We start from the raw sequence: 12,606 nt of genomic DNA, 5'->3' as shown, positions 1-12,606 counted from the left end.
CGTGCGCCCCGCCCCCCCCCCCCCCCCGGGGGGGGGGGGGGCGCGCCGGGGGGGGGGGGGGGCCCGCCCCCCCCCCCCCCGCCCGCCGGTGCTGCTGGCCGACGAGCCCACCTCGGCCCTCGACCCGGACACCACCGCATCGGTGCTCGACGTGCTCGACCGGGCCCGCGCCGAGCTCGGGGTGACCGTCCTGGTCGTCACTCACGACATGGCCGTGGTCCGGCGGATCTGCTCGGCCGTGGCCGTCCTGGACCGCGGCCGGATCGTCGAGCACGGGTCGGTGCTCGACCTGGTGACCCGCCCGGACAGCCGGATCGCCGCGGCGCTGCTGCCCCGGGTCGATCAGGTGCCGCTCCCCCGCGACGACCGCCTGGTGGCCGACGTCGTGCTCACCGGGGAGGCGGCGTCGGGAGCGCTGCTCAGCCGCAGCGCGGCCCGCCTCGGGGTCGAGCTCACCCTGCTCGGGGGCGGCTTCGCCGACCTGGCCGGCGTGCCGGTGGCGCGCTGGCGCATCGGCCTGGCCGGCGCCGGCGCCGGCGAGGTGCTCGACGCCCTCGTGCACGCGGGCGTGCCGGTCGAACCGGTGCGGGCGGCGGGGGTGGCGGCATGAGCGCGGACGCGTTGGTGCCTGCCCGGTCCGCGCGCGAGCCGACGTCGTGGTCGGAGGTCGTGGAGCTGCTGGTGCCCGCGACCGGCGAGACGCTCTACATGGTCGGGGTCTCCACGGTGCTCGCCGCGGCCTTCGGCATCCCGCTCGGCGTGCTGCTGCACCTGACGGCCCCGGGCGGCCTGCACCCCCGCCCGGCCCTGCACCGGGTGCTCGGCGCGGTCGTCGACCTGGGCCGGGCCATGCCGTTCCTGGTGCTGCTGGTGCTGCTGCTGTCGGTCACCCGGTTCCTGGTCGGCTCCACGATCGGCCCGACCGCGGCGATCGTCCCGCTCGCGGTCGGCGCCGTGCCGTTCGTCGGGCGGCTGGTGCAGAACGTGCTCGCCGAGGTGCACGTGTCGGTGGTCGAGGCCGCCGTGACCACCGGCGCGAGCACCGCGCGGATCGTGCGCAGCGTCCTGCTGCGCGAGTCGGTGCCCGCGCTGATCGGCGCGATCGGGGTGACCGCGATCGCCCTGGTCGGCTACTCGGCGATGGCCGGCGTCGTCGGCGGCGGTGGGCTCGGCGACGTCGCCGTGCGCATCGGCTACCAGCGCTTCGACACGCGGGTGCTGTGGAGCACGGTCGTCGTGCTGGGCGTGCTGACCTCGGTGGTCCAGGTCGGCTTCACCACGGCGGCCCGCCGGCTCGACCGGCGCCGCCACGCCGCCGCCTGATCCCCACCCCTCCCCTGCTCACCACTCCCACGAGAGGAACTCCCGTGCGCCTGCGCACCACCGTCCTGTCCACTGTGGCCGCTCTCACGGCCGTCGTCGCCCTGGCCGGCTGCGGCGGTGCCGAGCCCGCCGCCCCGGCGGGCGGCGCCCCCGCCGACGCGTCCGCCCCGCTGCGGGTGGGCGTCTCACCCGTGCCGCACGGGGACATCCTGCGCTACGTCGCGGACGAGCTGGCCCCCGTGCGCGGCCTGCGGATCGAGGTCGTCGAGTTCACCGACTACGTCCAGCCCAACACCGCGCTGGTCGACGGCTCGCTGGACGCCAACTACTTCCAGACCGTGCCCTACCTGGAGGAGTTCACCGCCACCAGCGGCGCCGAGCTGGCCTGGATCGCGCCCGTGCACGTCGAGCCGCTCGGGCTGTACTCGCGCTCGGTGACCGACCTCACCGCGCTGCCCGACGGAGCCACCGTCGGCATCGCCAACGACGCCACGAACGAGGCCCGCGGCCTGCGGCTGCTCGCGACCACCGGGCTGATCACGCTGACCCCGGGGTCCGAGACCACCGCCACGCCGCGCGACATCGCGGCCAACCCGAAGAACCTGCGGTTCAGCGAGCTGGAGGCGGCGCAGCTGCCGCGCAGCCTCGAGGACACCGACGCCTCGGTGGTGAACGGGAACTACGCCATCGACGCCGGCCTGCAGCCCGCCCAGGACGCACTGGTGCTGGAATCGGCGCAGGGCAACCCGAACGCCAACGGCCTGGTGACGCGCACCGAGCTGCGGGGCGACCCGCGGATCGCGACGCTGGCCGAGCTGCTGCAGTCGCCGCAGGTGGAGGACTACATCCAGCAGACGTTCGCGGGCGCGGTCATCCCGGCGTGAGCCCGGCGGGCGGGTGCCCCCGCTCAGGCACCCGCCTCCAGCACCGAGATCGTCCCGTCCGCGCGGTTGACCACGTACACGCGCGACCCGTCGGGCGAGACGGCCACGGCCGTCGGCTCCCGACCGACCGGCACCGGCTCGCCGACGACGGCGGCGGTCGCGGTGTCGATGACCGACACCGTGCCGTCGCCGCGGTTGGCCACGTAGACGCGCGAGCCGTCGGGGGACACCGCCAGCCCGTCGGGCTCCGCGCCGACCGGGATGGGGCGGTCGCGCACGGCGAGCGGGTCCAGGTCGAGCACGGTCACCGTGCCCGCGACCGCGTTGGCCACGTAGGCCCGGGCACCGTCGGGGGCCACGGCGATCTCACCCGCCCCGTCGCCCACGGTGACCGGGCGCCCGAGCACCACCCGCGCCGCGGTGTCGAGCACCGACACCGCGGCGCGGCCGTCGGCGACGTAGAGCCGCGCGCCGTCCGGGGACAGCGCGAGCCCGCCCAGGCCGGAGGACGCGACCACCACCGGCTCACCGACCGTGCCGCGCCCCGCCAGGTCGACGACCGCGACCTCGGTCTCGACTCTGCCCGCCACCCTGCGCCACAGCAGCGCGTACGCGCGCCGGCCCGCGGCGTCGACCACCACCGAGGTGGGGATCTCCGCGAGCGGCACGCCGGCGACGGTGGCGCCGCCCGCGACGTCGAGGGTGTCCAGCGAGCAGGTGCCCCCGCACCGGCTGACGTGCAGCGCGCGACCGTCGGGCGCGAGGGCCAGCCCTCCCCCGGCCGCGCTGACGTCGAGCGCCGGGCCGACCGGGTCGCCGCCGGCCAGGTCGAGGCGGACCACCTCGTCCCGGCCCGGCACCCGGGCGGTGAGCACGAAGCCCGCAGCGCCGTCGGGGGTGAGGACGAGCGCGCTGGGCGTGCCGCCGACGACGATCGTGTCGCCCACCGTGGGGACCACCGGCGGGACCCGGGTGCTGGGGATCGGAGCGGCGCCCGGCGCGGGGTCGCCCCGCGGCACGACGAACACGGCCACCGTGGCCGCGGCCAGCACCAGCATCGCCACCAGCAGCAGCGCCAGGCCGCGGCGGCGGGGCGACTCGGTCCGCGTCGGGGTCGGGGTCCGCGGCGGACCAGGCGGCGGCGCCCACGTGCGGGTGGGTACCGCCGCGGGCCGACCGACGGGCTCCGGAACGCTCGGCTGGGCCGTCGGCGAGGAGGCGGTCGGGGGCGGGACCGGGAGCGCGGGTGTGCCCGGCGACGACGGCAGCGCCAGCGCCGCCGCCCGGGCCAGCGCGCCCGCCGACGGCGTCCGGCGCTCGGGGTCCTTGGCCATCCCGCGGGCGATGACCTCGTCGAAGGGCGCCAGCTCCGCCCGGGTGGCGCCGGGGCGCGGCGGTGGGGCGTGCAGGTGCCCGGCCAGCTGCGCCGGCGGGTCGCCCGCGCCGAACGGCGGCTCACCGGTCAGGCACTCGTGCAGCAGGCAGGCCAGGGCGTAGACGTCGCCGCGCGGGTCGTCCGGGGCCCCGGCCATGCGCTCGGGCGGCATGTACGCGAGCGTGCCCACGACCCCGGTGGAGCTGGTGAGCCGGGTCGAGCCGACGCCGTCGAGGGTGCGGGCGATGCCGAAGTCGACCAGGTAGACGAAGTCGTCCGCGGCGACCAGCGCGTTGGACGGCTTCACGTCGCGGTGCACCAGCCCGGCGGCGTGCGCGGCGTCGAGCGCCCGGGCGAGCTGGGTGACGATCCAGACGGCCCGCGGCGGGTCGAGCGGTCCGGCCGCGAGCAGTGCGCCGAGGTCGCGCCCCTCGACCAGGCGCATGTCGAGGTAGAGCCGGCCGTCGATCTCCCCGAAGTCGTGGATCGGGATGATGTTGGGCGCCGAGAGCTGCGCGGCGAGCAGCGATTCGCGGCGGAACCGGGCCTCGAACTCCGGGCGCCCGGACTGCTCGGCCGACAGCCGCTTCAGCGCCACCGTCCGCCCGCGGATCGAGTCGTGCGCCCGGTGGACCTCGCCCATGCCGCCGCGGCCGAGCAGGGCGTCGAGCCGGTAGTGCCCGAACTGCTCGCCCATGGCCCCCCGCCCCCGCGCCGTCGCCCCAACCGTAACGCGATCACCGCTGGTCACCGCGGCCTCACCTGCGACGTGGTCGACCCGCGGCGCGGTCGGGGGTAGCGCCGGTACAGCGTCGGCATCGGCGCGGTCGGCGCCATCTCGATCGGCGTTGCTGGCCCACGGCGAACGCTGACGGTCGGGAGGGTGCTCGCCCTCGCGCTCATCGTCGGTGGGGTGGTCCTGGCGAACCTGGTCGGGGCCCGAGCGACCGGGCACACTGCCGGGATGGCGCGGGTGGCGACCGGGGAGTCGGTGCTGTCGCGCGCGGTGCGGATCCTGGCGGTGTTCGGCCCGGAGGAGCGGGCGCTGCGGGTCTCCGACATCGCCGCGCGCACGGGCCTGCACGTCGCGACCGCGTCGCGGCTGGTCGCCGAGATGGTCTCGCACGGGCTGCTGACCCGCGAGGACGACCGCCGGGTGCGGGTCGGGGTGCGGTTGTGGGAGCTGGCCATGCGCGCCTCGCCCACGCTCTCCCTGCGCGAGGCGGCGATGCCGTTCCTGGAGGACCTGCACGCCGTGGTCGGCCACCACGCCCAGATCGGCGTGCTCGACGGCGCCGACGTGCTGTTCGTCGAGCGATTGAGCGCACCCGGCGCCGTCGTCAACTACACGCGGATCGCCGGGCGCCTCCCGCTGCACGCCTCCTCCTCGGGCCTGGTGCTGCTCGCGCACGCGTCCCACGAGCTGCAGGAACAGGTGCTCGCCGGACCGCTCGTGCGCTACACCGCGGCCACGATCGACACGCCGGCGCGGCTGCGCCGCACCCTGGCCGACATCCGCCGCGACGGCTACGCGCACTGCCCGGGCTTCATCCACGACGAGGCGCTCGGCGTCGCGGTGCCGGTGACCGACGGCACCCGGGCGGTCGTGGCCGCGGTGGCGGTCATCGTCCCGAACGACCCTGCCGACCCCGGTGCCGGGCGGGCCGTGGTCCCCGCGCTGCGCGCCGCGGCCCGGGGGATCTCCCGGATTCTGTCTCGATGAATGAGAATCGGCGCCCACCCGCCCCGGCCGCCGGTCATCGTTCCGGCAACCGACGACGGGAGGTGGCACGTGGGCCAGACGGTGCGGTTGCGGGTCACGGCGAAGGAGCGGGTGGCCCAGGACGTCGTCGCGCTCACCCTGGAGCACCCCGACGGAGCCCGGCTGCCGGACTGGACCCCGGGCGCGCACGTCGACCTGGTGCTGCTCGACGGCCTGACCCGGCAGTACTCGCTGTGCGGCGACCGGTTCGACCCGTTCACCTACCGCGTCGGGGTGCTCCGCGAGCCCGGCGGCCGGGGCGGCTCGGCCCACGTGCACGACGCGCTGCGCGTCGGCGACGAGGTCGGCGTGGGCGGGCCGCGCAACAACTTCCCGCTCGTCCCGTCGCGGCGCTACCTGTTCCTGGCCGGCGGCATCGGGATCACCCCGCTGCTGCCGATGGTGCACCAGGCCCAGCTGCTCGGGGCGGACTGGACGCTGGTCTACGGCGGGCGCACCCGCGCCTCGATGGCGTTCCTCGACGAGCTCGCCGGCTACGGCGACCGCGTGCACGTCGTCCCGCAGGACGAGCGGGGCCTGCTCGACCTCCCCCGCTGGCTGGGCGCACCGGTCCCCGGGACGCGCGTGTACTGCTGCGGGCCGGGCCCGCTGCTGGACGCGGTCGGCGTGGCCTGCGCCACCTGGCCCCCGCACTCGCTGCGCACCGAGCGGTTCGTGGCCCGCGAGCAGGCCGCGCCCGCCCGCAGCACCCCGTTCGAGGTCCGGCTCGCCCGCAGCGGCGCGACGGTGACCGTCGCCCCGGACCGCACGGTGCTGGAGGCGGTGCGCGGCGCGGGCGTCGAGGTGCTGTCGTCGTGCCGGCAGGGCACCTGCGGCACCTGCGGCACCGACGTACTGGAGGGCCTGCCCGACCACCGCGACTCCATCCTCGACGACGCCGAGCGCGAGGCGAACGACTGCATGTTCGTCTGCGTCTCCCGCGCCCGCTCCGACCGCCTCGTGCTCGACCTCTGACGCGCTCGACCCCGACGGGAGTCCCGATGACCACGACCGCGCCGACGTCCCCACCGACGGGGACGCCGGTCTCCGACGCCGACCCGTTCGGCCCGGAGATCCTCGAGGACCCGCTGCCGTTCCACGCCGCGCTGCGCGAGGCCGGGCCGGTGGTCCACCTGAGCCGCTACGGCGTGTACGCGATGGGCCGCTACGAGCAGGTGCACGCCGCCCTGCGCGACTGGCAGGGCTTCCAGTCCGGCGCCGGGGTCGGGCTGTCGAACTTCCGCACCGAGCAGCCGTGGCGCCCGCCCAGCCTGCTGCTGGAGGCCGATCCGCCCCACCACGACGCCCCGCGCCGGGTGCTCTCCACGATCCTGGTGCCGCGCGCGCTGCGCGGGCTGCGGGAGCGGTGGACGGCCGCCGCCGTCGACCTGGTCGACGGCCTGCTGGCCCGCCGCGGTGACGTCGTCGAGTTCGACGCCGTCCCCGCCCTCGCCGAGGCCTTCCCACTGCGCGTCTTCCCCGACGCCGTCGGCATCCCCGCCGGGGGCCGGGAGAACCTGCTGCCCTACGGCGAGTTCCTGTTCAACGCCTTCGGCCCGCACAACGAGCTGGTCGCCGCCGGTGCCCCGCGGCTGCCGGAGCTGGCGGCCTGGGTGAACGCGCAGTGCGCGCGCGAAGCCCTCGCCCCGGACGGCTTCGGCGCCCGCATCTGGGCCGCCGCCGACCGCGGCGACATCACCCCCGAGCAGGCCCCGCTGATCGTCCGATCGCTGCTGTCGGCCGGGGTGGACACCACCGTGCACGCCCTGGCCGCCGCCCTGCACGCCTTCGCCACCCACCCCGAGCAGTGGCGGCGCCTGCGGGCGCGGCCCGAGCTGGCCCGCGTCGCGTTCGACGAGGCCGTGCGGTGGGCGTCGCCGGTGCAGACGTTCTTCCGCACCGCCACCACCGACGTCCGGGTCGCCGACACCGTCATCCCGGACGGCGAGAAGATCCTGATGTTCCTCGCCGCCGCCAACCGCGACCCGCGCCGCTGGACCGACCCGGACCGCTTCGACCTGTCCCGGGACCCGTCAGGCCACCTCGGCTTCGGCTTCGGCATCCACCAGTGCGTCGGCCAGCACGTCGCGCGGCTGGAGGCCGAGTGCCTGCTCACGGCGCTGGCCGCCCGGGTCGAGACGATCGAGGTCGCCGGACCGACCCGGCGCCACCACAACAACACCCTCCGGGCCTGGGGCTCGCTGCCGATGCGGGTGCGGCTGGGCTGAGCTCAGCCGACCGCCCCGGTCTCCCGCAGAGGCGTCGAGGGTGTCGGCGTGGCGGACCGGCCGAAGCGGCGGCGGACCGACCGGGCGAGGGCGGCCAGGTCGCTCCGCGGAGTCGGCCCGCGCCGCGGCGGGCGCATCTCCCCCGGCGGCGGCCAGCGGCTGTCGACGCCGTAGCGCGGCGCGGCGAGGGCGATCAGGACGAGGACGGCGAGCAGGATCCACGGGTTCATGCCTCCATCATGGCAAGATTGGCCTGCCCGCCCAGGGCCAATTCACGAGAGGTGGACCGCATGGCCGACCTGGACCGCCGGATCGGCGCCCACAGCTTCGCCCGCCTGCTCGGCGAATGGCGCCCGCCCGACGGACGCGGCCTGGCCACCGCGCTCGCCGACCGCGTCCGGCTGCTCGTGCTCGACGGCCGGCTGCCGCTGCAGACGCGGGTGCCGCCGGAGCGGGAGCTGGCGATCGCCCTGGGTGTCAGCCGCACCACCGTCGCCTCCGCCTACGACGCGCTGCGCGCGGCGGCGGTGCTGCACAGCAGGCGGGGCGCGGGCAGCTGGACGCAGCTGCCCGCCGACCCCGGCGGGACCGACGCGCAGCGCTCGGTCGGTCTGGCCCCGTTCTCCCCGCAGGCCGACCGCGCGCTGCTCGACCTCGCCCACGCCGCGCTGCCCGCCCCGGGCGCCGCGCTGCGCCGGGCCGCCGCCACCGCCGTGCACGACCTGGACGCCCTGCTCGGCGGGCACGGCTACGACCTGCTCGGGCTGCCCGCCCTGCGCGCGGCGGTGGCCGACCGCTACACCGCCCGCGGCCTGCCCACCACCCCGGACCAGGTGCTGGTCACCGGGGGTGGCCAGCAGGCGATCTCGCTGGTCGTGGGCGCGCTGACCGGCCCGGGCGACCGCATCCTCGTCGAGCACCCCACCTACCCCAACGCGCTCGAGGCCATCGCGCACCGCGGCGCGCGGGCGGTGCCGGTACCGATGGGCCCCCACCCCGACGGCACCGGCTCCTGGGACCTGAAGCTGGTCGCGGCCACCGTGCGCGACGCCGCCCCGCGGCTGGCCTACCTGATCCCCGAGCACCAGAACCCGACCGGCGCCGTCCTCGACGAGGCCTGCCGCCTGCGGCTGGTCGAGATGGCCCGCCGCACCGGCACGCCGCTGCTGGTCGACGAGACCCTCGTCGAACTCGGCTTCGCCGACCACCGCCCGACCCCGGTCGCCGCGCACGCGCCCGACTCCCCGCTGCTGATCAGCGTCGGGTCGGCCAGCAAGGCGTTCTGGGGCGGGCTGCGCGTGGGCTGGATCCGCACGGCCGCCCCGCTGGTGCGCCGGATCGCCGCCCAGCGGGCCGCGGTCGACCTCGGGGGACCCGCGCTCGAACAGCTCCTGGTCGCCCGGCTGCTCGCCGACGTCGAGGAGGTGACGAGCGCGCGCCGGATCGAGCTGGCCGCCGCGCGCGACCACCTGCTGGGTCGGCTCGCGGCCACCTTCCCCCGCTGGCGACCCTCCCGCCCCACCGGTGGGCTGAGCCTGTGGATCGAGCTGGACGAGCCCGGGTCGAGCCGGCTGAGCGTCGCGGCCCGCCGGCACGGCGTGCTGCTCGCCGCCGGACCGCGGTTCGGCCTGGACGGCGCGTTCGAGCGCCACCTGCGCCTGCCCTACACCCTGCGCCGCGACCGGATGGACCTCGCGCTGGAGCGGCTGGCGCTGGCCTGGCAGGGCCTCGACCACGCCGCGCCCGCGGTGGAGGCCGAACCCGTCGCCGTGGCCTGATGGCGTGCCGCGAGCGGCGGAGCGGGCGGGTCAGCCCGCCTCGCCGCGCATGCGCCAGGCGTCGGTCACCAGCTCGACGAGGCGCTCCGGCGCCACCCTCTCCAGGCGCACCATCACCAGCGGGAGCCCGTCGTAGGCCGGCGGGCAGAAGAACAGCTCGGGCTCGCCCAGCAGCAGCGCCTGCTTCTCCGCCTCGTCGCCCACGTAGAGCACCGCGATGTCGGTGCGCAGGACCCGACCCCGGCCGGGCACCCGCTCCGGGTAGGACCAGACGAACCCCTTGCCCGCGACGCGGAAGTCGAAGCCGTCGCTGTCGATCTCCTCGACGCCGTCCAGGGACAGGGCCAGCCGCCGGACGTCCTCGGCGTCAACCATCGGCGTCAACCATGTGGGCCTCGCACGGCGGGCAGCCTAGAACGCGCCGCCGACAGTCGCCTCGACGCTGCGCGCGACGGCCAGCAGGGCGCTGTCGCCACCCGGCAGCCCTTCCAGGGACAGCCCGATCGGCAGGCCCGCGCGGGTGGCGCCGGCGGGCAGCGAGACCGCAGGCATCCCCGACGCCGATCCGGGGCCGGTGTTGCGGATCGTGGTCTGGAACACCGGCTCCCGGCGACCGTTGTGCTCGGTGATCACGTCGTCGCCGACGGGGATGGCCGGGAGCGGCACCGTCGGGTAGACGAGCGCGTCGAGCCGCTCTCCCCCGGACGGGTGCAGCGCCGTGGCGTAGGCCGCCCGCAGGCGCTCGCGCGTGGCCAGCGCCTCCCGGTACACCGCCTCGGTGAACTCGCCGCTCGCCGCGACCTCCAGCGCGCCGCGGACGTCCGGCGTGGCGGCGCCGGCGAGCACGTCGGCCAGCGTCAGCTCCCGCTCGGGGCCGGGCAGGGTGGCGAGGTAGGCCGGGAGGTCCCGGGCGACCTCGAAGAAGACGATCGCGAATCCGCATTCGGCGTCGAGCTCGTGCGCGCCCGGCACCTCGGTCTCCACCAATTCGACCCCGGCGTCGGCCAGGCGGTCGAGCGCCCGCTCGACGCACTCGGCGACCTCGGGGTGCAGGTCGTCGTAGAAGCCCGGGCGGGGCACGCCCAGCCGCAGGCGCCGCTCGGGCGCCGCCGCCACGGGATCGCCGGTGACCAGCTCGTCGACCAGGGCGGCGTCGGCGACCGTCGTGGCGAGCACGCCCGCGGTGTCGCGCGTTCGCGAGATCGGGACGGCGCGCTCGCTCCCCCAGCGCCCGACCGTCGGTCGCCAGCCGACGAGGCCGCAGTGCGCCGCGGGCACCCGCACCGACCCGCCGGTGTCGCTGCCCAGGGCCAGCGGGACGACGCCGGTGGCCACCGCGACCGCTGACCCCCCGGACGACCCGCCCGCCGTGCGGCTCGGGTCGTGCGGGTTGCGGACCTGGCCGTACGCGGCGTTGTTGCTGGTGATGCCGAACGCCAGCTCGTGCAGGTTGGTCTTGCCGACGACGGCCGCCCCGGCCGCGCGCAGCCGCGCGACGGCGTGGTGGTCGCGCCCGGGCCGCGACCGCGCCAGCGCCGGGGTCCCGCCGGTGGTCGGCAGGTCGTGGGTGTCGAGGTTGTCCTTGACCGCCACCGGGATGCCGGCCAGCGGACCGTCGCCGGGCCGCGCCCGGTCGGCGATCGTGATGAAGGCGCCGAGGTCGGCGAGCTCGCGGGCCGCCGCGACGCTGCGCGCGACCACGTCCGCGGCCGAGGAGGCCAGGACGCGGCGGCGGAACCCGTCGAGGTCGCAGGGGTCTGGGGTGGGCATGCCGTCGCCTTTCGCCGGTGCTGCGAGCGCCGGGTCGGACTCTATGCGGCCCCGACCGCCGGGCGGGTGCGCCGGGCCGTGCGCCCCGGCGACCCGTGCGCCCGGGCGGTGGCGGTGCCCGGCACCGATCGGACCGCGCAGCAGCGAGGCCGCGAACAGGTCGTGCGCGGCGTCGAGCTCGGCGGGGGCGAGGGCCCGGACCCGCGGGGGCCCGGGAGCGGGCTCAGAAGTTCGTGCCGCACCACGGCAGCCGGTCCGTTCCGAAGGCCGCGTCGGCGCGGGCCGTGGCGGCCGGCGACCACGCCCGCCACCAGCCGGTCGCCGCCAGCTCCGAGGGCGCCCGGTCGCCCAGGTACGCCATGGCCAACCCGGCCACGTCGCACTCCAGGTCGGGGGTCTGCGCGCCGCCGAGCTCGCCCACGCGCTCCGCGCCGCCGTCGGCGATCCGGTAGACCCCGCCGTTGGCCGCCCGCACCGCGTCGTGCACGGCGATCAGCACCGGCTCGGCCGCGGCGAACCGGCGCGCGGCCAGCGCGGCGGGCACGTCCACGATCCGCAGCCACGTCTCGTCCTCGACCGCCGTGGTCGCGCAGTCGCGCGGGTCGGCCAGCAGCAGCTCCAGCGGCTCGTCCAGCGGGCGCAGGCGGGCCTCCACCGCCGCGACGAGGTCGACGTCGAGGGCGAAGCGCCACAGCGCGGTCGCGGCCTCGACCGTGGTGGCGTGCAGGTCGCGCAGCACGAGCACGCGGTCGTGCCAGCCGCCGGAGTCGTCGACGGTGGCCACCAGGTAGCCGTCCTCGCCGTCGGCTCCGGTGTGCACGGCCGCGAGGACCAGGGTGCGTTCCTGCAGGAGGCCGCCGAGCCCGAGGTCCCACCACGGCCGGGTCCGGGTCATCCCACCCGGGCGGGCCAGGCCGACGCGCTCGTGCACGGCGCCCAGTGCGGGCACCATCTCGTCGGCGGTGAGCATCCGCACGTCGCCGCCCGCCGGCGCCCCGGACCGCCAGCCGGAGCCGCCGTTCCGCTTGATGCGGACGGTGCGGCCGCGGGTCGCCACGCCGTAGCCGAAGCGGCCGTAGATGCGGGCCTCGGTGGCCCGCAGCGAGGCCAGCACGTCGCCCGCGGCGGCCGCCTCGTCCAGCTGGCGGCGCATGAGTGCGGTCAGCACGCCGCGGCGGGTGCGGTCGGCGCGCACCCCGACCCGGGTGACCGCCGCGGTCGGCAGCGCCGCACCGCCGGGCACGACCACCTCGACCGGGAAGGACATCGCGGTGCCGAACAGCCCGGACCCGTCGAACACGCCGATGGTGCGCTGCGGGGCGTACAGGCCCGCGGCCCGCTCCCAGCGCTCGTCGTTCACCGGGCCGTGCAGCAGCGCGGCGCCGAACAGGTCGTAGGCCGCGCGCAACTCCTCGTCGCGCACCAGCCGGACGTCGTGGGTGGTCGGGTGCAGGGTCGTCACGTGCCGTGATGCTGCCCGATCCGT

The 12,606-nt window shown here is 77.1% G+C and carries 12 protein-coding genes; 7 read left to right on the top strand and 5 right to left on the bottom strand.

All coding sequences use genetic code 11. From position 1 onward, the window contains the following. The first annotated feature begins 88 nt into the window (after nucleotides 1-88). The 3 genes from KDL28_RS13790 to KDL28_RS13780 are packed head-to-tail and all read left to right on the top strand — an operon-like array spanning nucleotide 89 to nucleotide 2,207. Nucleotides 89-610, top strand: coding sequence for an NIL domain-containing protein (locus KDL28_RS13790; protein ID WP_252438484.1), 522 nt, complete (start codon nucleotides 89-91; stop codon nucleotides 608-610). After that, nucleotides 607-1,323, top strand: a complete 717-nt coding sequence (locus tag KDL28_RS13785) for a methionine ABC transporter permease (RefSeq protein ID WP_252438482.1) — start codon at nucleotides 607-609, stop codon at nucleotides 1,321-1,323. The genes KDL28_RS13790 and KDL28_RS13785 overlap by 4 nt, the downstream gene beginning before the upstream one ends. A 44-nt stretch (nucleotides 1,324-1,367) precedes the next feature. After that, nucleotides 1,368-2,207 (top strand): MetQ/NlpA family ABC transporter substrate-binding protein, encoded by an 840-nt coding sequence (locus tag KDL28_RS13780; RefSeq protein ID WP_252438480.1) that lies wholly within the window; start codon nucleotides 1,368-1,370, stop codon nucleotides 2,205-2,207. Between the two features lie 23 nt (nucleotides 2,208-2,230). Here the strand turns inward: KDL28_RS13780 and KDL28_RS13775 are convergent, their stop codons facing one another. Then, nucleotides 2,231-4,279 carry a serine/threonine-protein kinase gene (locus KDL28_RS13775; RefSeq protein ID WP_252438478.1) on the bottom strand — a complete coding sequence of 683 codons (2,049 nt, stop codon included), beginning with the start codon at nucleotides 4,277-4,279 and terminating at the stop codon, nucleotides 2,231-2,233. 267 nt (nucleotides 4,280-4,546) lie between these two features. Between KDL28_RS13775 and KDL28_RS13770 the strand changes: the two genes are divergently transcribed. The 3 genes from KDL28_RS13770 to KDL28_RS13760 all read left to right on the top strand — a co-directional run bounded on the left by KDL28_RS13770 (nucleotide 4,547) and on the right by KDL28_RS13760 (nucleotide 7,572). Next, the gene (locus tag KDL28_RS13770) at nucleotides 4,547-5,305 is read left to right on the top strand and encodes an IclR family transcriptional regulator (protein WP_252438498.1); all 759 of its coding nucleotides are present in this window, start codon (nucleotides 4,547-4,549) and stop codon (nucleotides 5,303-5,305) included. Nucleotides 5,306-5,386: 81 nt separating this feature from the next. Then, a complete protein-coding gene (locus KDL28_RS13765; RefSeq protein WP_252438496.1) occupies nucleotides 5,387-6,319 on the top strand; it encodes a PDR/VanB family oxidoreductase in 933 nt (310 codons plus the stop codon). A 26-nt stretch (nucleotides 6,320-6,345) separates the two neighbouring features. After that, complete coding sequence (locus tag KDL28_RS13760; RefSeq protein WP_252438476.1) at nucleotides 6,346-7,572, top strand: cytochrome P450; 1,227 nt, start codon at nucleotides 6,346-6,348, stop codon at nucleotides 7,570-7,572. Nucleotides 7,573-7,574: 2 nt separating this feature from the next. On the opposite strand, the gene KDL28_RS13755 is transcribed toward KDL28_RS13760, so the two are convergent. After that, nucleotides 7,575-7,802 carry a hypothetical protein gene (locus KDL28_RS13755; RefSeq protein ID WP_252438474.1) on the bottom strand — a complete coding sequence of 76 codons (228 nt, stop codon included), beginning with the start codon at nucleotides 7,800-7,802 and terminating at the stop codon, nucleotides 7,575-7,577. 60 nt (nucleotides 7,803-7,862) lie between these two features. On the opposite strand from KDL28_RS13755, the gene yczR reads away from it, so the two are divergent. Next, nucleotides 7,863-9,350 (top strand): MocR-like transcription factor YczR, encoded by a 1,488-nt coding sequence (gene yczR / locus KDL28_RS13750; RefSeq protein WP_252438472.1) that lies wholly within the window; start codon nucleotides 7,863-7,865, stop codon nucleotides 9,348-9,350. A gap of 30 nt (nucleotides 9,351-9,380) precedes the next feature. Here the strand turns inward: yczR and KDL28_RS13745 are convergent, their stop codons facing one another. The 3 genes from KDL28_RS13745 to KDL28_RS13735 form a co-directional block, all read right to left on the bottom strand. Continuing rightward, nucleotides 9,381-9,725 (bottom strand): MmcQ/YjbR family DNA-binding protein, encoded by a 345-nt coding sequence (locus KDL28_RS13745; RefSeq protein WP_252438470.1) that lies wholly within the window; start codon nucleotides 9,723-9,725, stop codon nucleotides 9,381-9,383. 36 nt (nucleotides 9,726-9,761) lie between these two features. After that, nucleotides 9,762-11,120 (bottom strand): amidase family protein, encoded by a 1,359-nt coding sequence (locus KDL28_RS13740; RefSeq protein WP_252438468.1) that lies wholly within the window; start codon nucleotides 11,118-11,120, stop codon nucleotides 9,762-9,764. Between the two features lie 223 nt (nucleotides 11,121-11,343). Then, complete coding sequence (locus KDL28_RS13735; RefSeq protein WP_252438466.1) at nucleotides 11,344-12,582, bottom strand: GNAT family N-acetyltransferase; 1,239 nt, start codon at nucleotides 12,580-12,582, stop codon at nucleotides 11,344-11,346. Nucleotides 12,583-12,606: the final 24 nt, after the last annotated feature.

This window comes from Pseudonocardia humida (genome assembly GCF_023898865.1).
GTDB lineage: Bacteria > Actinomycetota > Actinomycetes > Mycobacteriales > Pseudonocardiaceae > Pseudonocardia > Pseudonocardia humida.
The sequence above is the reverse complement of the archived record's forward strand: the minus strand, read 5'-3'. Positions and strand labels throughout refer to the sequence as shown.

What these genes read in the sequence shown, in the direction of transcription:
- KDL28_RS13785 (WP_252438482.1), top strand. Translation starts at nt 607, where the DNA reads ATGAGCGCGGACGCGTTGGTGCCTGCCCGGTCCGCGCGCGAGCCGACG.
- KDL28_RS13760 (WP_252438476.1), top strand. Translation starts at nt 6,346, where the DNA reads ATGACCACGACCGCGCCGACGTCCCCACCGACGGGGACGCCGGTCTCC.
- KDL28_RS13770 (WP_252438498.1), top strand. Translation starts at nt 4,547, where the DNA reads ATGGCGCGGGTGGCGACCGGGGAGTCGGTGCTGTCGCGCGCGGTGCGG.
- KDL28_RS13740 (WP_252438468.1), bottom strand. Translation starts at nt 11,120, where the DNA reads ATGCCCACCCCAGACCCCTGCGACCTCGACGGGTTCCGCCGCCGCGTC.
- KDL28_RS13745 (WP_252438470.1), bottom strand. Translation starts at nt 9,725, where the DNA reads ATGGTTGACGCCGAGGACGTCCGGCGGCTGGCCCTGTCCCTGGACGGC.
- yczR (WP_252438472.1), top strand. Translation starts at nt 7,863, where the DNA reads ATGGCCGACCTGGACCGCCGGATCGGCGCCCACAGCTTCGCCCGCCTG.
- KDL28_RS13775 (WP_252438478.1), bottom strand. Translation starts at nt 4,279, where the DNA reads ATGGGCGAGCAGTTCGGGCACTACCGGCTCGACGCCCTGCTCGGCCGC.
- KDL28_RS13755 (WP_252438474.1), bottom strand. Translation starts at nt 7,802, where the DNA reads ATGAACCCGTGGATCCTGCTCGCCGTCCTCGTCCTGATCGCCCTCGCC.